The sequence below is a fragment of the Vibrio sp. STUT-A16 genome, assembly GCF_026000495.1.
GTDB lineage: Bacteria > Pseudomonadota > Gammaproteobacteria > Enterobacterales > Vibrionaceae > Vibrio > Vibrio diabolicus.
In genome coordinates this window covers 1,736,384-1,760,559 of record NZ_AP026765.1, presented here as the reverse complement: position 1 = coordinate 1,760,559, position 24,176 = coordinate 1,736,384, and the positions used below count along the sequence as shown (strand labels likewise).

The window sequence follows — 24,176 nt, the reverse complement described above, 5'->3', positions numbered from 1 at the left end:
CATGAAGCAAACAAACGACTCACCATTAACCCCATGTCGAGGCGCATTATGACTATAAAAATCACCGCCGAGCAGTTATCCATGCGCTTTAAAGAGCGTGTGCTTTTCCACATCCCTGAGTTAGCCATCGGCCCAAATGATGCCATTTATCTCAAGGGTGACAATGGTGTGGGCAAAACTACCCTACTCAAAATCCTTGCTGGCTTGCTCAAACCCTCTACTGGCGACGTTGTTGCGCCAAAAGATACGTGGCTGAAAAGACTGACGCGTCGCAATGGTCGTGTCGATGTGATTTATCTCCATCAGTCTCCTTACCTTTTTGACGGCACTGTTTATGAGAACGTGGTCTATGGTGTGAAATATCAACAAGACACACCAAAAGATAAGCGAGCTCAAGTTATTCACGCGCTGCGCATGGTAGGTTTAGAAACCTTAGCGGACGAACATATTTCCGTGTTGTCCGGCGGTGAAAAACAGCGCGTTGCCATGGCAAGAGCTTGGATCTTAAAACCGTCGATTTTATTGATGGATGAGCCAAGTGCGTCTTTAGACCAAGAATCCATTGAACGATTGGTGGTGATGGCGAAAGATCTTTTGGATCGTGGTTCCAGTATCGTGGTGACAAGCCATCAGGCCAACGCACTGACCGACTTGTGTAAAAAACAGTGGTGGATTAAAGACAAGACTTTGATAGAGTCTCCTCTGTTGTATGTCATACCAAAAGAAATATCCCAAGAGAATGCATATGCTTCAACCAACACAAACTAGTTGGGTCATTTTAGCTGGTGGCCAAGCCAGCCGTATGGGTGGAAAAGATAAAGGTCTGATTGAATTAAATCAGAAGCCACTCATCGAACACGTTATTGAACGTTTATCTCCACAAACACCACGCATTTTAATTAATGCCAACCGAAACCAAGATGTGTACAGCAAATTTGGTTTCGTCTTTAGTGATCAATTCAAAGATTTCCCTGGGCCTATGGGCGGTATTCACGCGGGTTTGATGCATGCTGAAACTGACTGGGTTGGATTTGTACCTTGCGATAGCCCACAAATTAACACCGACCTTGTCGAGCGTTTCTGCCAAGCCGCCAAAGAAGACAGCGATATTTTGGTCGCTCATGATGGTGACCATCAGCAACCTGTTTTCACGCTCTACCACAAACGCGTACTGCCAAAACTCACCGCATTTTTAGAACGTGGCGACCGCAAAATCATTCTGCTCTACAAAGAGTGCAACACCAGTTACGTTGACTTTAGCGACTCACCAAACTGTTTCGTCAACTTGAACACTCCGGAAGAACTGGCGCAATTTGGACAATTAGAATCATGAAACACACGCTAAACATTCCTATTCTTGGTTTTGCAGCTTATTCAGGCACAGGCAAAACCACGCTACTTGAAGCCCTATTGCCAAAGCTGACTGAAGCAGGTTTACGCATTGGCATGCTAAAACATGCGCACCACAACTTCGATGTCGATAAGCCGGGTAAAGACAGCTACCGTTTACGCAAAGCTGGCGCGTCTCAAATGCTGATTGCTTCTCGCAACCGTTTTGCGTTAATGACAGAAACGCCAGAAGCCGAAGCAGAGTTTGAATACCTATTAACACGTTTTGATGAAGACAAGCTCGATGTAGTTTTGGTCGAAGGCTGTAAAAACATCGCGTTTCCTAAAATTGAATTGCACCGTGAAGAAGTGGGTAAACCTTGGCTTTACCCTCACGATGAAAACATCATCGCTATCGCGTCAGACAGCGGCGAGTTGGACTCTGAACTGCCTCAAATGAACATCAATGATTTGGATGCCATCGCTCAATTTGTTCTTCAATACGTTCAAGATGCAAAAGCACCAAAATCTAAAGAGAAAGACGCCGCATGTTGCGACACACTTTCTCCGGCGTTCCTTTCTGTGATTCAAGGCCAAGAAAAAATCCTTTCTTTGGTGAACACGGTCTCGGAAATAGAAGCATGCAAGATTGAAAACGCCTATGGCCGCGTTCTCGCGGAAGATATCATTTCACCAGTAAACGTGCCGCAATACACCAACTCCGCGATGGACGGTTACGCTATCCGCAGTGATGATGTTGACCGCGATAGCTACCAAGTGGTTGCTGAAGTGATGGCGGGCCATGCTTACGATCAGCCTCTGGAAGTTGGTCAAGCGGTGAAAATCATGACCGGCGCACCAACACCACTTAACGGCGACACAGTGGTCATGCGTGAGCAAGCCTCTCAAGAAGGTGACAAGGTCACCTTTAACGGTGCGAATATCAAAGCAGGCCAAAACGTTCGTCAAGCAGGTGAAGATCTCGCTATCGGAAGTGACGTCTTTACCGCAGGCAATCGCCTAGCCTCTCCAGAAATGGGCATGATCGCTTCGCTTGGTTTTGGTGAAGCGAATGTGTTCCGCAAATTGAAAGTTGCCGTGTTCTCCACCGGTGACGAAGTACAAGCGCCGGGAACAGAGCAAAAAGCGAATTCTATCTACGATTCCAACCGTTTTACCATCATGGGCATGCTTGAAAAGCTCGGCTGCGAGATCTTGGATTTCGGTATTCTGGAAGACAACGAACAGTTAATGATTGAAGCGTTGGAAAACGCATCGGCGCAAGCGGACGTGGTTATGACTTCTGGTGGCGTATCCGTTGGTGATGCGGATTACATCAAACTTGCCTTGGATAAACTTGGTCAAATCGATTTTTGGCGAATCAACACGCGTCCGGGACGTCCACTCGCGTTTGGTCAAATCAACAACAAGCCGTTCTTTGGTCTGCCGGGCAACCCTGTTGCCGTGATGGTCTCTTTCATTAACTTTGTCGAGCCTGCACTGCGTAAGATGCAAGGCGAACAAGGCTGGAAGCCTCTGAAAGTGAATGCCATCGCGACTGAGAATCTTCGCTCTCGCCAAGGTCGTACCGAGTTTAGTCGAGGAATCTATGAACTGGATGACACTGGCCGTTTAACCGTTCGTACAACAGGCAAGCAAGGCTCTGGTATTTTGCGCTCAATGAGTGAAGCAAACTGTTTAATCGAAATCTCCCCAGCTATTGATACAGTAAAAGCGGGAGAAAGCGTGACAATTATCCCACTTCAAGGCAGAATCTAGCCCAAACTAGAAATTCAAAGGTCAGCGAGTCTGGCCTTTTTGTTTAATACAGAAACCTTTTCAGAGAGACAGCTATGGCTCGCACCATTCTTTACACTTACAAAGACCAAGACAAAGAACTGACGTTCTCATACCAGCAGCACCGCAACATTCAAGAAGCGGTTGCAGAAGCAGAAGGTATCGATATCACTGAGTTCCTAAAGATGGAGCAACAAATTGAAGCAGTGTCTGACACTAAAGCGGTGCGCAACTACCGCGATAACTACTTCAGAAAATTAGGCTTTAGTAAAATCACCCTAGCTCAAAAAGAAAACCTAGGCGTAGGCAAAAAGAACAAATAAGCTTAGCTGCAAACAGAAAACTCGCGATTCGTCGCGAGTTTTTTATACATGCTATTTTTGTTCGTGCTCTATACCCGAGCATACCGAAATTACTTAGGTATATGAGTTACTTGGGTATATGAGTTACTTCGATATATAAGTAAAAAGCCCCGTTTTACCTTGATGGTCTAAACGGGGCTTTAAATTTCTTCTTACTTTATATCGAGTAAGGTTTCAGTCACGACTTGATGTTTAGGAACGCAGCGCCACGTACACCACCTGAATCACCGTGTTTTGCTTTGATGATCTTCGGACACTTAGCAACAGAAAGCAGGTACTTAGGAATACGTTTTGGCATCTCTTCGTAAATCAATTCGAAGTTGGAAAGACCACCACCCAGCACAACAACATGTGGGTCAGTCGCTGTAAAGATGTTTGCAAAACAGATAGCCAGCAACTCCATAAAACGCTCAACGTGCTCAACAGCTTTCGCCTCACCTTCTGCGTGCGCTTTAATGATGTCGATCGCTTTCTTCTCTTCACCGTAGTAATGGGCATAAAGAAGTTCGAAGCCTCGACCAGAAAGGTAACTGTCTAAACAACCTTTCTTGTCACAACCACAGCCCAACAGAGGTGCGTTTTCGCCTAGGTGGAACCAAGCATCGATAGGTAAACGAGTATGACCCACCTCACCTGCTACGTGGTTACGACCAGAGAAAACTTTACCATCGTAGATAAAACCACCACCAAAACCAGTACCTAGGATCAAACCAAGTACAGAAGGTTCATCTTGAAGCTCTTCGTCCCATGCTTCTGATAGCGCAAAACAGTTCGCATCGTTTTCAATCTTTACGCTGCGACCGATTTTCGCTTCAAGATCCGCGCGCAGTGGTTTGCCTTTCGCCGCAGGAACGTTAACTGTTAATACCGTTGCATCGTCCGCATCTTCCATGCCAGGTAGACCAAGACCAATGGTGCCTTCGCAACCAAACTTTGCATCGTATTTGTTAACCAATTCCGCAATGGTATCAACCAGCAGCTCGTAGTTGTCTGTTGGTGTAGGTACACGTTCCGTCGCTACACGCTCAAGCTTCTCGTTAAATGCACCAAATTCAATTTTAGTGCCACCGACATCAAAGCCGTAATACATGTATTTCTCTCCTAAAAAATGCTTAAACGACTCCAAAAATGGCTGGAGTCAAAAGTATAAACTAGTGGCATTATCCATATCTGTACGCCTGCAAACCGTGACCGAATGCAGATTTATCCCCTCACCGCAGCCAGTTGAACAACATGCCATCAACAAAAGTTCATTCCTTAGAGTCAGCTCTCGGTTTTCACCCAATCTTTGAAACGTTTTAAATGCGGTCGGTTGGGATCGTTTTTGACTCGGGTCTTGGTCAACATGTAGGTTTCTCTAAAGGCTTCAAACCACAACTGAAGGCATTTCGATGCTTTATTCTCACCGGCTTGTTTCAAAACTAACGTCGCGACTTCGGCGGTTGAAAGATGCTGCTCATTCTCAGAACGGCGCATGATGTATTCAGATAAACACTCCGGCTCGATAGATAAAACTGGTAGAGACTGCAAAAACTCAGAGCGACGGAAAATTTTTCGTGCCTCACGCCAGCTACCATCAATAAAGATCAGCAACCATTTTTTGTTCTGAGCCTCTTCGTTTATTAATCGCGCAGGCTCCAGATCTTCAATTAAACGAGATGGGTCATCCACATAGTCTGCAGGAAATACAATCACTGGTTGGTAGTTGTCATCCTGTAGTAGCTCCAGCATCTCCTCAGACGGTTCTGTTCGGTTCCATTGATAAACGTAAGTCTCTTGAATCGTATCCGCAATTAGACGACCGGTATTACTTGGCTTAAATACTTCGTTTTCAGAAACAATCAACATACATGCAATATTAGCCTTGATGTTTGGCTGAAGATCGCACAAACAGTGTTGCTCAGAAACCTGGCAATATTGGCAACGAACCACTTTACATCCACGCGCGTTGAAAGGCTTGGTTGAGATAGATTGTCGGTACTGATATAAACGGTGGAAAGCGTGAATTCTCATGGTAAGTAATGCCAAGTAAAAAGTAGAGCGCGATTCTACTGACATTATGGTTTCGCCTCAAGATAAGCCCTTCAACGCACCTTACTGTTTGTTGAAATAATTTCACCCTTATCTCGGTCATAGATAAAGTAATAAATAAGGAAATGACAGTGACAGAAACGACGTTTCAAGATCCCTCGTGGATAAGATTAGGCTTTTTTCTCGGCGTATTATTACTTTGTGCCCTTTGGGAAAACAAACTGCCGAGAAAAACACTTACCTCTTCACGCGGGTTTCGCTGGGTCAATAACTTATCACTGGTTGCTATGAATAGCTTGATTGTTGCGTTAGTCATGCCTATCGCCGCCTTTCAAGCTGCAATTATCGCTCAGGAGCAACAATGGGGACTATTTAATTTGCTCTCCCTACCCGCTTGGTTAAACGTGCTTCTAGCGGTTATTCTGCTTGATTTCGTCATTTACGTTCAGCATGTGGTCTTTCACTATGTAAAGCCACTGTGGAAGCTTCATCGAATGCACCATGCCGATCTCGACATTGATGTCACCACTGGCGCACGTTTTCATCCTATCGAAATCATCATCTCGATGGGTGTCAAAATTGCCACCGTATTTATCTTAGGCGTTTCTCCTATCGCTATCGTGGTATTCGAAATAGTGCTCAATGCCAGTGCGATGTTTAATCACAGTAATGCAAAACTGGCTTTATCAGCGGATCAGAAACTGCGAAACGTCATAGTGACGCCAGACATGCATCGCGTTCATCATTCCGTGATAGCAAAAGAAACCAACTCGAATTTCGGTTTCTTCCTTTCTGTTTGGGATCGACTTTTTGGGACATATCGAGCTCAGCCTGAGCTTGGCCATGATGATGTCGTAATTGGTATACCGGAAATTAGGAATGAAGCAGAACAACGATTAGACAAGCTGTTAACGCAACCTTTTCGCTATAACCGAAGAAGACGCAACAGTTGAAGAAAAGTTTTTGTGGATGAAGTGCGTAAACAAAGCGAATAGACTAAACCTAAACACCAACCAGTTAAACACCACTTCATCCTTACGATGCTAGCTAATGGATTCACTCTCCGTTAGTTGACGTTTTTTGTTTAACTGAGTAATACCAACAAATAAACCAACCACACCAAGCACCGTGCACACCAAAGCATTAGTATTCATTGCTTGTTGTACTTCTATTGAGCTGTATAGAAAAGCCAGACTGAAGAAAGTGGTACCAAAGCTTAAACCTGTCAGTACGCTGAAACCAGCGAAACTGGCCAAGTCTTTAAAATCGTTCATAACGAATCCCTGTTTACTATCCTTAATTGAGTGATGAAAAGTGAAAGTTAACGAAATATCTGGCGTGATTGTCGATGTTTACGCGCGTTCCATAACCAGATAGATACGCCGAATGAAAAACCTAAAAAGAGTGTTTTCATTTGAAGTGCGGCATTGTTGTCCAATATTTCTAATGCATAGTGAGCGTGCGAGCTAAAAATAACATTGGTCGTCAGAATCAATAGCATAAGTACTAATCCGGAACGACGGTGCTTCACCAACAGATACACCGCTAGTAAGTCTAACAGCCCCAACGAGCTCCAATAAATATTCAACCAGCGTGGCGCAAAATCATAAGGCAAAAAACCGTTAGCAATGTTGTCATAAAGATGAACCACACCGCCAACTGTCATAAAAAGGCATAAGAGAAACACGACGAATTTATCCATTATCGTTTCCTTATCTGAATGAATGCGCAAAGCATATAGAAGTCAGTTAAACATTTGTAATCTCATAGCCATTTTTGAGATCGACAGTGCCTTTAAACAGTACGTGAGGCGTGCGAAAGAAATTTATTCGCTCCTGATAGAAGCATAGTGTTAGCTTTGGCATTTCGCTCAAATACACCAATGTTAGAACAGAAGTCTCATTCAAACCGCTCCTTGGTCTATCAGTTTTCGAACTTTTTCCAGTGCGTTCTGAAAAACGGTATGCGCTTGTGAGGAAATATCGCTCCCTATATCGTGCCAAAAGAACGCAAAATCATGTCCGCCATCGTCTTGTGTATGAAACGTCCATGAATCCTCTAGGTCAGCACACTCGCACACAACAAAATGCCATACTTGATTTTGAAAGCCACTGTCCCATGAGCATAAATACCGAGCGGAGATAACGTGCGTAATTCCAGATTCTTCAGCGAGCTCCCGCTTCGCGGCTGTAATGTAACTTTCATCAAACGTCTCAACAGTACCCTTGACGAGCTGAATACCCGCCAACGGATGTTTAAAAAGTAGGAGCTCTTGGTTTTGCTTACGCAGAACGACGGGACAAACTTTATCGATCACAAAACCACTCCTCGTTGTTTAAGCAGAAAGCTTTGGCTTGTTCTGGATATAAAGGAATCGCATGAAGTTGCATTATCCATTCCTTTGAATTCGGACAACATTCTAGCCATCTTGTTTCACCGAGATAGCATTAACACCACGTAGTGATAACTCAGCCCTTAAGAAATGAGCAAGATGCGATATAACTCACTTTTGCGATTTGAATAGCAATGAGAGGATGAGTAGAAGCAACAAAAAAGCAGAACCGAAGTTCTGCTTTTAGAAGATGAAAACATGTCACTTATGCGGACTGATGTAGCTCGTATTTATGCAACATCGCTTGTTGACGCCCTGCAATTTCCGCCACTTGCTCAGAACTCTCAACCATAGACTCAAGCTGCAGCTGAGTACGTTCGCCAAGGTCAGAAATATGGGTAATGGATTGAGATACATCTGCCGTCGCACGTTCTTGCTCTTCCGTGGCAACAGAGATTTGCTCAACACGCTCTTGAATGTGCTTAACCGCGAGGTTGATATCCGAGAATGTTGATTTCACTTCATTGCTGGACTGCAGCGCGTGGGCCATTTCTTCTCTTGAATCACTTACCGCTTGGCGAGAACGCTCTGCTGCGGTAATAAGCTCGCTCATCATTGCTCGGATGTTCGTTGTTTGTTGAGAAGTATCACTTGCTAGTTTGCGGACTTCATCCGCGACAACTGCAAACCCACGCCCTTGTTCACCAGCTCGAGCGGCTTCTATTGCTGCGTTGAGAGCAAGCAAGTTTGTGTTGTCAGCAATACCACTGATCATGTCGACCATTTCACGAATCTGCTTAACACGCTGGTCTAGTTCTAACATAGATTGCTCATTCATATCCAAAGAGCGTTCAAGTGATTCCAAACGTTCACGGTTTTGTTCCACAACTTGAACGCCTTTTTCAGTGTGCTGGGTAGCAAGCATCGAGTCCTGTGACGAGGCATTTGTCACTGTTGCTATTTCACGAATGGAGGCTTCAAGTTGCGTAATGGTCGTGATCATGCTCGCCAACGCTTCATTTTGTGTCGTCAACCCATCGCTCGTTTGTTCAGCTGCACTGTGGCTTACTTCGGCCGTCTGATAAAGCGTCTCACAGTTACGTGTAACTGTTTGGATAGAGTTGTTTGTTGAATCAATCACTTGGTTTAGTTTTCTTGCTACTTCTTTCAGCTCATAAGGACCAACCTCTTGTGCATTGTAACGGAAGTCATGTTCGGTAAGTGCGGAAAGACGCATTAGTACATTTCTTAACCCTCGGTTTGTCCATGACTTCAGACTGAACCAAGTGATCAGAATAATGAAAGAAATCACACACGCTGCAAAAACGATCATAACACTCACTGACTGAATAGTGTCATTGACCACACTCTCTTTATCCGCAATCAACTCACCAGCAGCTTGTGATATTTGATCAAGCAACCGCATGGTTTCATCCGCAAGAATCGAAGCCTGTTTAAACTCTGAACGTTGCAGTTCCCCTTGTTCTAGTTTGGCGAGGATCAAACGCAGCACGCCCTTTTCACTAAAGCCTTGCTTCACCATCTCGTACGGTGCCGTTAGGCTTGCGTATTCGCTTACTTCTGGATGTAAAGACTGGAAATCTTCATAGGCGAGATTAATACCTGCAATACGGTTACGCATTTCTCGGTATTCTTTTTCGGCTTTGCTCAGCTCAGAATGCATCATCATTACTAAGAACGTGCTTTCCATTGAGCTCGCTGAGGCAATAAATCGGTTGGCGGCATCACTCGATTCAGGATTTTCGGCACTAAGAAACGAGCTAATTCGATTCATTTCCGAGCCGATAGAGCTGAGTCCATAGCGGAACCCACCAACTCCTGCATCAATATCCATTTGAATTTTTATCACTGAAGATTGCTTCAGTAAAATGGACTGCGTGATGTTATGTAAACGCGCTAAATTTGTATCTAACTCCTCAGAGAGTTGCTCAGCAACACCAGAAGCTTCTCCAACCAAACTTTTACTTTGAGTCGCAAGTGAATCGATTTGCTCTTTTATTAGAGGCAACTCTTTTGGCTCAGTAATTTGCATACCATGGTTGAGTAGCTTAACCATCTCCAATACATTCCTGGTTAACTTTGCGTTCGCCATCGCGATTGGTAACGCTTTTTGCGACAAGTCTTCAAATTGCTCTCCTACCTGTTCCATTCCTTTGAAACTTGAGACAGAAAGGGCTATAACAAGAGCTATGATAGTTAAAAATGTTGCACTAACAGCCTGAATCAGTGAAAGTGATGTGCGTGAGCGTTTTCGCTTTGCCATAATCAATTTTTATTCTTTCTTAAGGTTGAATCGGTTTTGCAGTGATTCCGTCACATTTGTGAGACAAAACCGTGATTTGCAGCCCATACTATGGATTGGTTATGACACTAATATTTCAGTTGTGAGTCGTAGAGATGACAGGTGGTGATTTGCGTCGAGTATATTTTCCTTTGATAATCAGTGTGCTACTAAGCGCCTGCTCTTCTGGGCCTGAACCTAGCGAGCAAGTGCAAGTGACAACACCTACAAATCAGTTATTGGACAATAACCCTGACTTGTTCCAGTTTTATACAGAATGGCATGGCACACCTTATCGCTTAGGCGGCACACAAAAATCTGGTATTGATTGCTCGGCATTTGTGCAAAAAGCCTTTGTCGAGGCTTATCAGCTATCGTTACCCAGGACAACGAGACAACAATCGAAACAAGGTGTGGAATTAAATTGGACGGACGCCAAACAAGGAGATTTGGTGTTTTTTAAGACAAGACGGACGACCTATCATGTAGGTATTTACTTGGGTAACAAGCAGTTCATGCATGCGTCAACGTCTAAAGGTGTGATCATTTCAAGAATCGACAACCCATACTGGGCATCTAAGTTTTGGCAAGTAAGAAGAGTTACAATGTAACTCTTCTTACTTTTAGAATTGGAGATGACTGGTATCAAATAATATCAATCGTAAGTAGCAACGGCAGTATCGAATAGGTTTTTAACCAAAGCGATGTATTCATCAAGGAACGTGATCTGTTCATTAGTCGCTTTTTTATGCCATACACCAGCCAATATCTCACCAAGATCTTCAACAACCGCATCCGCTTCTTTTAGTAATTTGAAGCGTACGCTTGAGTGAAGCTCTGGGTTTTGCTCAAAGATCGCCATGATGTTTGAAGCCACCATATCGGTGACGACATCTTCGATGCTTTCGGATCCAGTGTCGCCAATTTCAGTCGTGAAAATATCTAGATTTAGCGACAAGTGCTCGATAAGAGCGAGATATCCATCGGTTTCTAAAACCACTGTTTTTCTCCGTTTATTGCAAGCCTTCGAAGCTGAAAGCGGAATAGTTTCAATAGTAAGACATGCCGAGAAAATTTCATTAACTTATTTCATATTAACAAACATTCACGAACCAACTGGATGTTTTTCAAACAATTGCGCTTTGCCTCACTGCGTTCGGATACAGGGTTTCTTCAAACCTTTTTGTATTTCAGTCATTTTCATGCAAACAAGTTTGGTTACGACCGTTTTCTTTTGCACGATACAACGCAGCATCGGCACTCTTTAACCATTGAGTGTGAGTTTCAAAATAAGGTTTATACTCGCAAACACCAATACTTATCGTGTAATTAATCAAAAAATCTTCCACTTTCACGATCTCTTGCTCAATTCTTTTACGTAAACGCTCCGCGAAATAGCAAGCTTGTTCTTGATTCGTATGAGGAAGCAATACCGTAAACTCTTCTCCGCCAAAACGACCGCACACATCACTGCTTCTTGCTGTCTTTCTTAATAACGAAGAAGTACGACGAATGACTTCATCTCCCGTCGGGTGACCATAGGTATCATTCACTTTTTTAAAGTGGTCGATATCAAATATTACTAATGAGCATGGTCCGTCGATAACTTTTAGGTGAGCAAACTCTTCTTTCAGCGATTGCTCCCAATAAGCGCGATTAAATAAACCTGTTAAACCATCTTTGCGACTGATTTCAGACAAATGTTGATTTGTTTCTTTCAAATGAATGCGATTTCTTGCCGTTTCAGAGACATCATTCACTTGAATAGCAATGTGGCTGACCTCTCCTGAGAGCCCGATTAACGGGGTGATTACGATGTCTTGATACATGAAATCACTGCTGTTTGAAACCGGAGAAAAATTGTTGAATTTAAAAAGGTACGGTCGGTTTTCCCAGCTAGAGAAGGAACGAGTTTCCAGATCGGCGGCGGTTTTTATCTTGGTTTCTAGCCAAGTTTTTGGCAGCTCTTCAAAATGATCAAATAAACATTGGCCAAGGATTTCTTGTGACAGAACGCCACTGTATGACTGCATAAAACTGTTCCACACACAGACCTTATACTCTTGATCCAACACGATAAGCCCTGAATCCATCGTATCGAGAATTTGTGTGACCCAATGAAAGTCTGCTATGTCCAGCGTAATATCGGACATTAGATTAGCTCCATGATTTCATAAATAATTTCTACGGATGGTTTATCAATTAAAAACAATACCTCACACTCAAAATCGAGCGCTTCTGCCATGTAAGTGTATTCGATAGTAAACAGCTCACCTAATTCACCCTGCTCTTCACAATAAGGCGTCAACGTATCCACAATGCCTGGCTGACGAAGTGAGAATTGCTTGTCGAGCTGATCCCCTAACGATGTGAGAAATGACGAAACCAGTAAGTTCGAGATATTCAAAATGATTTCATTATGAGGTGTAAACTCAAGCAGATAGCCTAACTTCTCGCCAATTTGATTGATGTCTCTACCACGTAAACACACCAGAGCTTCACCATGAATACCGCCACCAACAAACCTCTGCGCAACCGCGACGGAGCCATCACGCCCAACAACGTCGACAAGCGTCATATGAAGTTCGCCATAGGATAACGGACCAACATGTGGAACAGGAAGTTGGATGAACTCGTGTAAGTGGTCTGCCATAATCGCAGCCCCTTTACCAAGTGCAATGTTTGCAATCTCGCGGAATTTGGCTAATGAGGAGAACTCCTCGCAAATCTGGCTTTTAGGATCAATCGAATGGCTAGGCTTGAACGCATAGTGCAGCCCCAATTGTTCATAGAGCGGTATCACCTGCTCTTCTGTCAGAGGCTTAGCGATAAAAGCTTGAGCACCTAGCTCTATGCAGCGCTGTTTTGCCTCTTGTTGAACATCTCCAGAAATAATGACGATTTTAGTCTGGTAGTGACTAACAGGTAATGACTCGAGGACTTCAAAACCGTCCATGATCGGCATCGTTAAATCGAGAAACAAAATATCGATATTTTGCTCCGCAAGAATATTTAGCGCCTCATACCCATCTTGAGCTTCGATCAGGTGCAATGATGTATCTTGTACGATGGAGCGCGCAATGAGCTTTCTTGCAACCGCTGAGTCATCACATATCAGTATTTTCATGCCACCAATGGAACTAACGTCAAAAAAATAATAATACCTGTTGTATACGTTCATCTCCATATGCTATGCCGACAAATCAGAGGCTTATAAGCGATTTGATTCACATTTATACAAATTGACTACACTGAGAGGAAGGTTTCTTTACGAAGTATGCTCAACGTAGCGCCAACACCTTGCTTTTTATCCTAAACTGTTGGTGGTCAAATAGATTCGCGAGGTTTTGTATGTGGCAAGCAATATCGCAACAGCTTTCTGATACTTTATTATTCGAGTACCAGATCACGGAAAAAGTAAGACTGTCTGGTGGGGATATCAGTGAAAGCTACATGATCAATGACGGCGAACAGCGCTATTTCGTGAAAATTAACGATCGCGAGTTTTTGTCTAAGTTTGAAGTTGAGGCAGAAAGTCTGCATCTTTTGCGTGAGACATCTACCCTATTTGTTCCAGAGGTTGTGTTGGTTGGTAAAACCAAAAACGCCTCATTCCTAATTCTTAACTACCTTCCAACAAAGCCATTAGAAGATGGCCCAAACAGCTTTAAATTAGGACAGCAATTAGCTCACCTTCATCAATGGGGCGAGCAAAAGGAATTTGGTTTTGATACGGATAACTATCTCGGTTCTACTCTACAACCCAATAAGTGGCACAAGAAGTGGTGTGTCTTCTTTGCTGAGCAACGCATAGGATGGCAATTACAACTCCTTAAAGAAAAAGGCGTCACTTTAGTTGATATCGACGACTTTATAGATGTCGTAAAACAACTGCTAGCAAACCATGCTCCAGAGCCTTCCTTGCTGCATGGCGATTTATGGAATGGGAATGCGGCTCTCACGGCATGTGGCCCTATCTGTTACGACCCCGCCTGCTACTGGGGTGACAGGGAGTGTGATATTGCGATGACTGAGCTTTTTGGTGGATTTCAACCGGAATTTTATCAAGGTTATGAATCTGTTATGCCACTTTCTGCTGGTTATCAAGAGCGTAAAGATATCTATAACCTTTACCATGTTCTCAACCATTGCAATTTATTTGGCGGCCATTACTTGGAGCAGGCTCAACAAGTTATTAATAAAATTATTTCTTATTAATTTGGAAGCCACTGCATATTTCAAGATGTAAAACCTCGAGGCACATCACTACAGAAAATAACCCTAAGCTCAAGGTTGAGTTTGGGGTCAAGTTTTATACTTATTTCGACTCAATTAGCAACAACTCCACCTAATATCAAAGGAGACTTAACTTTGGATTGTGCCTATTTTCCTTGTAGGCAAAGTAAGTGAAGGGCTGTACTTCCTTAAAGAATAGAGTGTTTAAAAGCCCTGCGATATTAGGAGTTGTTGTATGAAAAATTATACCGAAAGGCATGTCAAATGCCCCCATTGTGGACATTCAATCGGCATTACACTAGATGCAAGTAATGGTGACCAAGAGTTTTATGATGATTGCCCAGCTTGTTGCCATGCCATTCACTTAAATATGCGAGTAGATGAGCTGCAAGATAAAGTCGAACTGTTTATCGATGACAATTACGAATAACAACTCGAGCATGTAAGCGTTGGAAACACAAAGTCACTTGAATTAAAAAGGAGCGCTTGGCTCCTTTTTATCATTCTAAAGCTGTTTTGCTGCGAGAACTCGCTCAACAGTATCAACTATGGCTTGAGTCTGAGGGTCAAACTCGATATTAACGCGGTCCCCTACTTGTCTTACTCCAAAGAGTGTTCGTTGCAAGGTTTCTGGAATTAGATGTACTGAAAAACGACACGCTTCAACCTCACCAATCGTCAAAGAACAACCATCCAAGCCGATATAGCCTTTCGCTAACACATATTTCATTGATTCTTGCGGCAGTTGGAACCAAATAGTGCGGTTATTAGGCGTATCGATGATCTCGACAATGTCAGCCATCAAACTAATATGGCCAGACATGCTATGTCCGCCAATTTCATCACCAAACTTGGCAGCTCGCTCAATGTTTACGCTGTCACCTTCAACTAGCTCGCCTAAGTTGGTGAGAGCCAATGTCGCTTGCATTAAATCAAAGCTGATAAGGTTGCCATTTATATTGGTCACGGTCAGGCAGCAGCCATTGTGAGCGACAGATGCCCCTATTTCTAATCCTTTACAAAGCTCATCGCTTAACTCGACAACATGCGTTTGAAAGCGTTCTTTTTTATCAATTTTAACGACCTTAGCCGTACCCTGAACTATTCCTGTAAACATTCTTTTTACCTATTGATTTCATACAAGCTGCAATCGATGACAGAGCCTGAAGCACAGCACTGTGTATCGAGATAAAACCTGTAGATTATAGAGCAACGACCTATTGAAAAATGGAGCCTTGTTCTCATACATGCTTCTTACATTAACATGATTTATTACAGCTCTCAGTATTAGCGTATCCTGAGCTTAGCGAGCATTAAGTTAGTGTTATCCACTATTCGCAACCTAACTATGGAATATAAACATACAATTGTTTATCATTTGCGCGGAGTTTCTCCGAGGCATTTTTTCACCTTATCGTGACTAAAATCAACCATCAGATCAGTTCACCACATCTTTTGTCCTCGAGCGCTCTCATTCTTTCAACTTATTGTTCCGCTCTGGAGTATTTTTCGTGCATCGCTATAAAGAAGAAGCATCAAGTCTCATCAAATTGGCGACCCCGGTATTGATCGCATCTGTTGCTCAAACTGGTATGGGGTTTGTTGATACCGTTATGGCCGGAGGCGTTAGTGCCACCGACATGGCTGCGGTTTCTGTCGCTTCAAGTATTTGGCTTCCATCCATTTTATTTGGTGTGGGTTTGTTAATGGCGTTAGTCCCTGTTGTCGCACAGTTAAATGGCTCTGGTCGTCGAGTAAAAATCCCGTTTGAAATTCAACAAGGCGTCGTTTTGGCATTGTTGATCAGTGTGCCGATTATTGCAGTGCTGCTTCAAACCCAATTTATTCTCGGATTTATGGATGTTGAAACGTTGATGGCAGAAAAAACAGTGGGATACATTCATGCTGTTATCTTAGCAGTGCCTGCTTTCTTGCTTTTTCAAACGCTTAGAAGCTTTACGGATGGTATGTCATTGACGAAACCAGCAATGGTCATTGGCTTTATCGGTTTACTGCTCAACATTCCACTAAACTGGATTTTCGTGTATGGCAAGTTTGGCGCACCTGAATTAGGCGGTGTTGGCTGTGGTGTTGCAACCACGATAGTTTACTGGGTTATGTTTGCCCTACTATTGCTTTATGTAATGACATCAGATCGACTTAAAAGCATCAACTTATTTGGTGAATGGCATCGACCACAATGGAAAGCGCAAGTTCGTCTGTTCAGGCTCGGCTTTCCTGTTGCAGCAGCGCTGTTTTTTGAAGTGACACTATTTGCTGTCGTTGCACTATTGGTTTCACCACTAGGACCAATCATCGTTGCTGCGCATCAGGTTGCGATTAACTTCTCGTCGCTAGTATTTATGCTTCCAATGAGTATCGGTGCGGCAGTGAGTATTCGTGTCGGCCATCGACTTGGCGAAGAAAACGTAGATGGCGCTCGCGTTGCTTCACGAGTGGGCATAATGGTTGGTCTAGGTTTATCTGTTCTTACAGCGATATTAACCGTATTGTCTCGTGAATGGATCGCCGAACTTTACACTAGCAACCCAGAAGTCATCACTCTAGCGATGCAACTGCTCGTATTTGCTGCTGTTTATCAATGTACGGACGCAGTTCAGGTAATCGCAGCAGGTGCACTGCGTGGCTATAAAGATATGCGAGCCATCTTCAATCGTACTTTTATCGCCTACTGGATTCTTGGTTTACCAATGGGTTACGTCCTTGGCCGCACAGACTGGATCGTCGAACCAATGGGAGCGCAAGGTTTCTGGCTAGGCTTTATCATCGGCCTTTCTTCTGCCGCACTTATGTTAGGGGTAAGAATGCGCTGGATGCACCGCCAAGAACCAGAGGTGCAATTGAACTTTTCAGTTCAGTGATAATAAGAAAAAAGCCAGCACACGCTGGCTTTTTTGATCGAATAATAATGCTGTTGAGTATACTTATAGCAAGCTTGTGAGCCAGTAGAGTCTGCTCTCTGGGTGACGAATACGAAGTTATAAAAAGGATATTTGTGCGGTCTATTTTATTGTTATTAGTCTTGTTTCTTAACGGTTGCGATAGCTGGTTCAACCCAGAAAACGCCATGTTTGACAAGTATCACCAACGTGTCGCCAATGTGTTGGACGCTCCTACTCTTCCAATCGAATCGCAACCTACTGTGACCATACCTGCAAAACGTGACTTATTCGAGCCACTTCCAAGGCTATCGATTGGTTTACTAGAAAGCTACCAATTACGCCAGTGTGGACTATTCAATCTACTTGCCGAGAAAAACTCGCAACTTGGTAAGGTGCAGGATGCATTTCATGATTTTGATTACCAAACTTCACTGTTACGAGTCATGAATCGATGTCTATCCGAATTTCAGCTCAGCGATGAAGAACGTACTACATTAACAGAGCTTTATTCGACTAAGTGGCAACATTTAGGTACTCATCTTGACAACTTGCTACTCGCGAGTGATGCAATGCAAAAGCAGCTAACAGCGTCGGATTGGCTATCTCAAGAAACACCAAATGATGTTGCACGTATTAACGACGTCTATCGTCTTTTCAGTGAAATGTACGGCTTGCCTCATCGCGCCATTTCACGTCTGCCCGATATTGAGATTGTGCAATATCAAGAAGAGCTAGAGAAATCTCGTTTAATCGGACGGCTTTACTATTCGATGATAAACGCTTCTCACTGGCTAAAAGCTACGACTCAGTTACTTGAACAACTTCAGAATAATGTATTGTGCGGGCCAAACCGAGACACCACCCAGTTCCGCTACCTAAGAAATGTCTTCCAATCTATTTACGTTGAAGAAGTGCAACCTTACTTAGCCTATTTAGACAGTACCTATCAGCAACTTCATGATGGCGCCACCTTGATAGAAAAGCGTATGCAACTTCATGGTCATCAATATGGTATAAAAGAGGCACACAAAACCTTTAGACAAGAAACCCTAAACCACGTTCAGTTTTGGCAGGGTCTCTTCAAGCGGTGCGGCGTAACCGTTGGTAACTAGTAAGTGCAGAGCGTTCTATTCCTTCAGCCTCTCACGCAAGAATCGGGCAAAACGTGGCTTACCGTTATGAGTAAAACCGTTGTACCTGAACGTGATGGTTGAACCTATTTTCGGAGGCTGACGACGCACTTCATCGGTAAACCCACTACCAATGTAAAACTCTGTACCATCTGGTAAGCGAACTAACATCGCCCCCATCATACCCAATAAACGCCCCGTGCCTGGCTTATAGCCCACGACTAGCGCTTCATCATCCGCGTATCGTTTCAGTTTAAGTAAATCACTACCACGTCCAGCTTGATAACGGCTTGATACCTTACGTAGCATCACCCCTTCACCATCGGATATTGAAATCTTATCCAATTGCGCAAACAGGTGAGCTTCATTTTGGATCGCTCGGTGTTCGACATATTTGATATGAGGTTGGTCTACTTCGAGCACTAAGTCTTTGATGTTGTAATAACGCTTCCGGTAATCACCAGCAGAATACGGCATATCAAAGATCATAAAATCAATGTTTCGCCAAGCTGACTCCACAGGCGTTTTATCCAAAACCGTTTGTTGTACGAGATGAAAATTGCCTCGTCCCGCCCATAGCTCACCATCTAACGGATAGTCAGGTAGTGAATCTATAAACCAATCTGGAGCGTAGATTCGGTTACCATTTCTCGTCACGAGATGTTGTCCTGTCCAATAGGCGCGAATGCCGTCGAGTTTTTCGCTATACCAGTATTCAGATACATCGATACCATCTTGATAGCTTTGCGCAAGAGAAACTGGAGGCGTGAGAGAAGTATCAGCTTGAAGCTGTGAAGACGCTGTCATAACAGCCAGCGCGATTAATGTCATTTTTAATGGCATAAGAAGACCTTGTACAAAAAAGCGCCTTTATTGAACCGTAACTCCTCTCGATGACCTATTTGTTACTAGTCATTCTTCGACTCAGAACAATCAACTTAAGTAATGATTTGCAAGGACAATCATAAACTTTAGACAGATTTTGCATTTAATATTTACACATTGTTCACAATAAGATGGGTGAGTCTCAAATCAAGTCGCAATCTAATCTCGATGAGACTCTTGCTTTAGCACTCGATATTAATTCGACCTCTCTCCTGAACAAGCCGTTTGTCTATGCGTTTTTGATTCTCAAATTGAGAACCTATTCCTTCTCAATTTGAATGACATTACCAAATACTCATAACTATCTGATTTTGTTTGCATTTAAATTTGGCACGTTACCTGCTCTATATCCAAGTAGAGAAAACAAACGGAGATAGAGTCATGGAATTACGCAAACTAGAAATTAATCAAGACAAATTAGCCATTGAGTTTTTTGGTGACTTAGACGCAAGTGGCTGTCGACAAGCACAACATCACATTGATGAAGTAATTCACGACAATCATCACAAAGAAGTCGAAATTAACCTGCAGCACGTCCAATTTCTTGATTCTTCAGGGATTGGTGCCATTGTTTACTTATATAAGCGTCTAGTTGAACGTGAAAGAAGCATGAGTATTGAAAACGTATCAGGCCAACCTTTAGAAATCATGAGCTTGCTTCGTATTAACCATGCTATTCCCGTTAACTCAAAAGGACACTAAAAATACCGGTTTAAACGGAGGTTGGCATGGTAAATCTTATACGACGATATGTAGTAAGCGGTCTTGTTGTCGGCATGTTTGGTTGTTCGTCGTTTGACTACCCAGACCACGGAAAAGGTGGCTTGGCGGAAAACTATCAAGATATTTCAATTGAAAATTATCAGTTTTCCCCAGTCATGCCCGATGAGCCGTTAGGTCCAGAGCATGGGTTGAGGTTTGATTGGCAACTCACCAAGCTACACCTAGACGCGTTGATTCAAGAAGGCGCACGCTGGTGCTTTCCTGCAGCAGTAGTGCAAGCGCTTGAGAAGCAAAACAGAATCGCACGTGAGCTAGAAGGCGGACTTCTACTCGATGCAGCTAACGATCTGGTGATTCAACGTCGACGTTTAAACCAACTTGAACAGCAACTCGACTATGTATTAAGCCAAACCACTTGTACGCCACCCGATGATATTGAAGCATTGCGTAGCGATTTGAACGTCGTCGCTGAAATTTATGCACTCCTCAATATTGATAATCAATTTGCTGTCGATTCAGCAGAAATTAATCCAAAATACATGGGACATTTGGCAGAAGCTGCCTACATTTTACGTGACCACCCTAACCTAACTCTTGTGGTGACTGGGCATGCCGATGTCACTGGCTCACCAGATTACAACCAGAAACTCGCTCAAGCGCGTGCAGAACAAGTGAAGCGTTACCTGACTGTATTTGGCATCACTTCAGAACGCGTAACCACCAAATCTGTGGGAGATAGCCTACCGCTTTATGAAGGTGAAACACCTGCCGTGCGTTTAACCAACCGCCGCGTAAGCATCGAGGTTATTAGCCCTAATTCAGATAGCAATACCTCAGTAAATCGCAATCTATCTGCAGGAGGTACGCTATGAACACGATGAAACCATTTATCACCTTCGTTCTTTTGTGCTTGGTCGCTTGGGTACCTACTTCGTCAGCTGATGAAAACAATACTGTTAAGGTCGGCGATTTAATTCAGATTAACCTACCTGGAGAAGCGTCTTTAAACAAAGGGTTTCAAGTCGATCGCCGTGGGCGTATTAACTTACCGGAAGTCGGCCCTGTATTTGTTGCTGGATATAATGAACAACAGCTCCAAGACGTGATTATCGAAACGCTAAAAACCGTGTATCGTGACGTAAACAACGCTCGAGTCTTTATCAAACAACAACAGTTATTAGTGTCAGTCCAAGGCTACGTGGTCAAACCCGGGGAATATACCTTACCTTCAGGTTCCAACATTCAAATGTTTGTATACGAAGCTGGCGGCCTTCGCGCTGGTGCTCAGCTCGATAAAATGATCGTTAAACGCGGCGAAAAAAACATCGAGTTTGACTACAAACGTTTCCTTGATACTGGTGACAATAGCCAGCTCCCGAAATTGGAATCACTGGACGTACTGTTTGTTCCAGCATCTCCACTCGTTGGAAATATTGAGCAAGAATTTGATGCAGCAAAACTCGCGAATTCAGGCGACAGCGCAGACTCCGCTCGTGCCATCAAAGTCTTTGGTGAAGTGAATGCACCCGGCTCATTCTCTTACAAACCGAACACCACGCTCGTTGATGTCGTGATGAGAGCTGGCGGCGTAACACGATATGCTAGTGTTGAGCAAATTCGCGTGATCACAAATAACAACCCAACCATGTTTAATCTAAAAAAGTATCTGGATACGGGTGATCAAAGCTTACTACCAGAAATCCTACCGGGTGCCACCATCTTTGTTCCAAAACAGGAAGAAGAAATCAAAGCGGGTGCAAATGTGGTTTATGTCATGGGTGAAGTTGCCCACCCTGGCGCGTATGAAGGAAAGCAAGACGCTAGCTTCATGGATATTCTCGCCAATGCAGGCGGGCCTACTCGCTATGCAGAATCTCGCCAAATTCGTGTCATAAAAGCCGATGGTAAGGTCATCAAATTCGACCTAACCGCGCATACCGAGGGGCTGTCTTCGGTTAGACCACCGAATGTCGGACCTGGAGACGCGATTTTCGTCCCTGAGAAAACCGATTTCAACGAGAAGTCATGGCTAAAAGTGGCGCCAAGTCGAGCGGTCGCTGTGATGGGAGAAGTCGTGCGCCCGGGACGTATTGAATGGTCAGACGAAATGGATTTAATTGATCTGCTTGCGCATGTTGGCGGCCCAACACGTAGAGCTGACACCACCAAAATTGAAGTCGCCAATAATGGTCAAATGACACAGTTCGATTTAGATCAATACATTTTAGATGGCTCACCAACATCGAATCTGCCCCGAGTTTCAGCTGGTACGGTAGTAAGAGTCCATGCATTACCTGACGATCCATCAGACAACAAATCGCAATGGGTAAGCCAAAGCTCTGATGCCTCGATATATGTTTTCGGTCAAATCAATGCACCAGGCCGCTATCGCTTTACCGAAGAGATGCACTTTCTGGATATTTTATCTGCCGCCGATGGACCAACAATGGATGCCGATATTCACAATATTCGTGTGACGCACCGAGGCCTAGGCTATGCCAAAGTGAGTAAATTGAATTTGTCGATGTACTTTGAAACGGGCGATGAGTCTATTCTTCCCCACGTTCGTCCCGGCGATACCATTTACATTCCGGAAAAAAACAAAAACTGGTTGGATCGCTCCAAAGAATCCACCGTGCGTGTATTAGGTGAAGTAAGAGACCCTGGGCGCTATGTATTTAATGACAACATGACGGTACTTGACTTGCTGGCCGAAGCAGGAGGCCCGACAAACAATGCGTATCTTGAAAAAATCAGTGTGGTCAACATGTCTTGCTGTCAGGGCCAAGCTCGAACATTTGATTTGGTGAACTTTAGCAAAACCGCCAACATTTATGATTTACCAGTCATCCGTGCAGGCGACACTATTTACATTCCACATAAAGACGAAAGCTTTGCTGAAAAAGCAAGAGCCGGATTAAGAGATATTTTACAAATCACCACAACCATCGTGTTAATAGGAGCGTTGTAATGACTATTCCTGCCACTCACGCTGAGATTGAGCAAATTTATCTTCAGAGTGAACAGAAAGGCTACAAAACGATTTGTGTTGTGGGTTGTAAGTCTGAAGACGGCGTCACTTCCGTTGCTTCATCTCTAGCAGAGCGTCTGGTTTTAGCTGGACACAATACTTTGTATGTGGATCTTAACCTGTTCAAGCCCGCGTATCGCACCATTCACGAGTTTGATGATGCCGAAAAAGTTGGCCACCTGATCACAAGAGAAAATACGCATCAAACCTTAGTCGGTCTCCCTGCTCCATCTCTCGCCAGCACTCAATTGGCGTACCGAGACCCGACGATGCTGAAGCGCAATATTGCAGAGTGGTTAACGCAGTACGAGCGAGTCGTGATAGACACATCTCCACTTCTGAGTGTCAACCGAAGCAATATTGCCCCTCAAGTGATTGCGGGCGTATGTGATGCCACCTTATTAGTCGCACATTATGGCTCTACGACGGCAACCCAACTCGAACAAGCCAAAAAACTACTTGATGCTAGCGATGCGAATTTGATTGGTTCTGTGCTGAATATGAAGCATACACCTAGCCTGAAAGATGAGTTGATCCGCCAAGTTTCCAAGCTACGCTTTTTACCCAAAAAGTGGAAAGAAAAGATATCTCAACAAATTAAGAAAAGTGAACTGTTTATGTTATAGGGAGCGCCAATATGACTGCAAATAACACACCGACTATCGAACAAGAATTGGTGGATGAACACATTCTCCAGCAAATGATCAAAGATACGTGCGCCGAAATCATCCCTACGCTGATTGAACACTATATTGAAGAGTCACGAGAGCGCATGGAGAAAATAGAGCAAGCATTAAGCGCGAAAGACCTCCAAACATTAGAGTTCGAAGTTCATACACTCGGCAGCTCTGCCCTTGCTTTAGGTAACCGAACGCTTTCCAGACAAGCAAGAATGATTGAGAAATATTGTGTGGAAGGAAAAACACTAGAAGCATTGGCTCTCTGTGAGTCTCTTTCCCAGCTGGCAAATGAATCGTTTGACGCGCTAGAAAAGCGAAAAGATCAAGGATTCGAGTAACAGTTTCATTGATAAATCACCTTATGAATCATCGCACTTATTAAAGTGCGATGCCGATATCATCTAAGACATTTACAATTTAACTTAATCAATTAAA

The 24,176-nt window shown here is 43.7% G+C and carries 26 protein-coding genes; 15 read left to right on the top strand and 11 right to left on the bottom strand.

The genetic code is table 11. The annotated features are described in order from the left end of the window. The first annotated feature begins 48 nt into the window (after nucleotides 1-48). The 4 genes from OO778_RS08600 (at nucleotide 49) to OO778_RS08585 (ending at nucleotide 3,449) form a co-directional block, all read left to right on the top strand. Nucleotides 49-768: an energy-coupling factor ABC transporter ATP-binding protein gene (locus tag OO778_RS08600; RefSeq protein ID WP_074191453.1), complete on the top strand. Its 720-nt coding sequence runs from the start codon at nucleotides 49-51 to the stop codon at nucleotides 766-768. Continuing rightward, on the top strand, nucleotides 746-1,333 hold the full coding sequence (gene mobA, locus OO778_RS08595) for a molybdenum cofactor guanylyltransferase MobA (RefSeq protein WP_074191452.1): 588 nt from the start codon (nucleotides 746-748) through the stop codon (nucleotides 1,331-1,333). Before OO778_RS08600 ends, mobA begins: the two co-directional genes overlap by 23 nt. After that, nucleotides 1,330-3,108: a bifunctional molybdopterin-guanine dinucleotide biosynthesis adaptor protein MobB/molybdopterin molybdotransferase MoeA gene (locus OO778_RS08590; RefSeq protein ID WP_264911341.1), complete on the top strand. Its 1,779-nt coding sequence runs from the start codon at nucleotides 1,330-1,332 to the stop codon at nucleotides 3,106-3,108. The genes mobA and OO778_RS08590 overlap by 4 nt, the downstream gene beginning before the upstream one ends. Nucleotides 3,109-3,182: 74 nt before the next feature. Next, nucleotides 3,183-3,449 carry a DUF2960 domain-containing protein gene (locus tag OO778_RS08585; protein ID WP_005377584.1) on the top strand — a complete coding sequence of 89 codons (267 nt, stop codon included), beginning with the start codon at nucleotides 3,183-3,185 and terminating at the stop codon, nucleotides 3,447-3,449. Between the two features lie 217 nt (nucleotides 3,450-3,666). On the opposite strand, the gene nagK is transcribed toward OO778_RS08585, so the two are convergent. Together nagK and OO778_RS08575 are read right to left on the bottom strand one after the other, a co-directional pair. Further along, nucleotides 3,667-4,578: an N-acetylglucosamine kinase gene (gene nagK, locus OO778_RS08580; protein WP_074191450.1), complete on the bottom strand. Its 912-nt coding sequence runs from the start codon at nucleotides 4,576-4,578 to the stop codon at nucleotides 3,667-3,669. Between the two features lie 173 nt (nucleotides 4,579-4,751). After that, on the bottom strand, nucleotides 4,752-5,501 hold the full coding sequence (locus OO778_RS08575; RefSeq protein WP_264911383.1) for a tRNA-uridine aminocarboxypropyltransferase: 750 nt from the start codon (nucleotides 5,499-5,501) through the stop codon (nucleotides 4,752-4,754). Between the two features lie 149 nt (nucleotides 5,502-5,650). Between OO778_RS08575 and OO778_RS08570 the strand changes: the two genes are divergently transcribed. Then, entirely contained in the window at nucleotides 5,651-6,472 is an 822-nt protein-coding gene (locus OO778_RS08570; protein WP_074191449.1) for a sterol desaturase family protein, read from the top strand. A 90-nt stretch (nucleotides 6,473-6,562) separates the two neighbouring features. Here the strand turns inward: OO778_RS08570 and OO778_RS08565 are convergent, their stop codons facing one another. The 4 genes from OO778_RS08565 to OO778_RS08550 form a co-directional block, all read right to left on the bottom strand. Further along, nucleotides 6,563-6,793 (bottom strand): hypothetical protein, encoded by a 231-nt coding sequence (locus OO778_RS08565; RefSeq protein WP_074191448.1) that lies wholly within the window; start codon nucleotides 6,791-6,793, stop codon nucleotides 6,563-6,565. Nucleotides 6,794-6,840: 47 nt separating this feature from the next. Next, the gene (locus OO778_RS08560; RefSeq protein ID WP_065646732.1) at nucleotides 6,841-7,221 is read right to left on the bottom strand and encodes a hypothetical protein; all 381 of its coding nucleotides are present in this window, start codon (nucleotides 7,219-7,221) and stop codon (nucleotides 6,841-6,843) included. Nucleotides 7,222-7,422: 201 nt separating this feature from the next. Then, a complete protein-coding gene (locus OO778_RS08555; protein WP_074191447.1) occupies nucleotides 7,423-7,836 on the bottom strand; it encodes an NUDIX domain-containing protein in 414 nt (137 codons plus the stop codon). Nucleotides 7,837-8,116: 280 nt separating this feature from the next. Beyond that, nucleotides 8,117-10,135 (bottom strand): methyl-accepting chemotaxis protein, encoded by a 2,019-nt coding sequence (locus tag OO778_RS08550; RefSeq protein WP_264911335.1) that lies wholly within the window; start codon nucleotides 10,133-10,135, stop codon nucleotides 8,117-8,119. Nucleotides 10,136-10,269: 134 nt separating this feature from the next. On the opposite strand from OO778_RS08550, the gene OO778_RS08545 reads away from it, so the two are divergent. Then, nucleotides 10,270-10,764 (top strand): NlpC/P60 family protein, encoded by a 495-nt coding sequence (locus tag OO778_RS08545; protein ID WP_005396208.1) that lies wholly within the window; start codon nucleotides 10,270-10,272, stop codon nucleotides 10,762-10,764. A 44-nt stretch (nucleotides 10,765-10,808) separates the two neighbouring features. Here the strand turns inward: OO778_RS08545 and OO778_RS08540 are convergent, their stop codons facing one another. From OO778_RS08540 to OO778_RS08530, 3 genes are all read right to left on the bottom strand, one after another. Then, nucleotides 10,809-11,153 carry a DUF3802 family protein gene (locus tag OO778_RS08540; RefSeq protein ID WP_005396212.1) on the bottom strand — a complete coding sequence of 115 codons (345 nt, stop codon included), beginning with the start codon at nucleotides 11,151-11,153 and terminating at the stop codon, nucleotides 10,809-10,811. Between the two features lie 190 nt (nucleotides 11,154-11,343). Further along, nucleotides 11,344-12,306, bottom strand: a complete 963-nt coding sequence (locus tag OO778_RS08535) for a diguanylate cyclase (protein ID WP_005396213.1) — start codon at nucleotides 12,304-12,306, stop codon at nucleotides 11,344-11,346. Next, nucleotides 12,306-13,280, bottom strand: a complete 975-nt coding sequence (locus OO778_RS08530; protein WP_005396215.1) for a response regulator — start codon at nucleotides 13,278-13,280, stop codon at nucleotides 12,306-12,308. Before OO778_RS08530 ends, OO778_RS08535 begins: the two co-directional genes overlap by 1 nt. 224 nt (nucleotides 13,281-13,504) lie before the next feature. Here OO778_RS08530 and OO778_RS08525 point away from each other — a divergent pair, with 224 nt between their 5' ends. Both OO778_RS08525 and OO778_RS08520 read left to right on the top strand, forming a co-directional pair. After that, nucleotides 13,505-14,371: a fructosamine kinase family protein gene (locus tag OO778_RS08525; protein ID WP_005396217.1), complete on the top strand. Its 867-nt coding sequence runs from the start codon at nucleotides 13,505-13,507 to the stop codon at nucleotides 14,369-14,371. A 253-nt stretch (nucleotides 14,372-14,624) separates the two neighbouring features. Continuing rightward, entirely contained in the window at nucleotides 14,625-14,819 is a 195-nt protein-coding gene (locus OO778_RS08520) for a CPXCG motif-containing cysteine-rich protein (RefSeq protein ID WP_005396219.1), read from the top strand. 75 nt (nucleotides 14,820-14,894) lie between these two features. On the opposite strand, the gene OO778_RS08515 is transcribed toward OO778_RS08520, so the two are convergent. Continuing rightward, the gene (locus OO778_RS08515) at nucleotides 14,895-15,506 is read right to left on the bottom strand and encodes a riboflavin synthase (protein WP_054867079.1); all 612 of its coding nucleotides are present in this window, start codon (nucleotides 15,504-15,506) and stop codon (nucleotides 14,895-14,897) included. Between the two features lie 394 nt (nucleotides 15,507-15,900). Between OO778_RS08515 and OO778_RS08510 the strand changes: the two genes are divergently transcribed. Then, on the top strand, nucleotides 15,901-17,271 hold the full coding sequence (locus tag OO778_RS08510; RefSeq protein ID WP_005396222.1) for an MATE family efflux transporter: 1,371 nt from the start codon (nucleotides 15,901-15,903) through the stop codon (nucleotides 17,269-17,271). Between the two features lie 134 nt (nucleotides 17,272-17,405). Then, nucleotides 17,406-18,404 (top strand): DUF3080 domain-containing protein, encoded by a 999-nt coding sequence (locus tag OO778_RS08505; protein WP_104969469.1) that lies wholly within the window; start codon nucleotides 17,406-17,408, stop codon nucleotides 18,402-18,404. A gap of 15 nt (nucleotides 18,405-18,419) precedes the next feature. Here the strand turns inward: OO778_RS08505 and OO778_RS08500 are convergent, their stop codons facing one another. After that, nucleotides 18,420-19,265 carry a DNA ligase gene (locus tag OO778_RS08500; protein WP_104969470.1) on the bottom strand — a complete coding sequence of 282 codons (846 nt, stop codon included), beginning with the start codon at nucleotides 19,263-19,265 and terminating at the stop codon, nucleotides 18,420-18,422. Between the two features lie 423 nt (nucleotides 19,266-19,688). Between OO778_RS08500 and OO778_RS08495 the strand changes: the two genes are divergently transcribed. Genes OO778_RS08495 through OO778_RS08475 form a run of 5 tightly spaced genes read left to right on the top strand, consistent with a single transcriptional unit; the run spans nucleotide 19,689 to nucleotide 24,079 of the window. Beyond that, the gene (locus OO778_RS08495) at nucleotides 19,689-20,009 is read left to right on the top strand and encodes an STAS domain-containing protein (protein ID WP_005394270.1); all 321 of its coding nucleotides are present in this window, start codon (nucleotides 19,689-19,691) and stop codon (nucleotides 20,007-20,009) included. Between the two features lie 26 nt (nucleotides 20,010-20,035). Continuing rightward, nucleotides 20,036-20,902 (top strand): OmpA family protein, encoded by an 867-nt coding sequence (locus OO778_RS08490; protein ID WP_074191442.1) that lies wholly within the window; start codon nucleotides 20,036-20,038, stop codon nucleotides 20,900-20,902. Then, nucleotides 20,899-23,001, top strand: a complete 2,103-nt coding sequence (locus OO778_RS08485; protein ID WP_074191441.1) for an SLBB domain-containing protein — start codon at nucleotides 20,899-20,901, stop codon at nucleotides 22,999-23,001. The genes OO778_RS08490 and OO778_RS08485 overlap by 4 nt, the downstream gene beginning before the upstream one ends. Further along, nucleotides 23,001-23,687 (top strand): AAA family ATPase, encoded by a 687-nt coding sequence (locus tag OO778_RS08480; RefSeq protein WP_074191440.1) that lies wholly within the window; start codon nucleotides 23,001-23,003, stop codon nucleotides 23,685-23,687. The genes OO778_RS08485 and OO778_RS08480 overlap by 1 nt, the downstream gene beginning before the upstream one ends. 11 nt (nucleotides 23,688-23,698) lie before the next feature. Beyond that, nucleotides 23,699-24,079 (top strand): Hpt domain-containing protein, encoded by a 381-nt coding sequence (locus OO778_RS08475; RefSeq protein WP_046875251.1) that lies wholly within the window; start codon nucleotides 23,699-23,701, stop codon nucleotides 24,077-24,079. Nucleotides 24,080-24,176 lie beyond the last annotated feature (97 nt).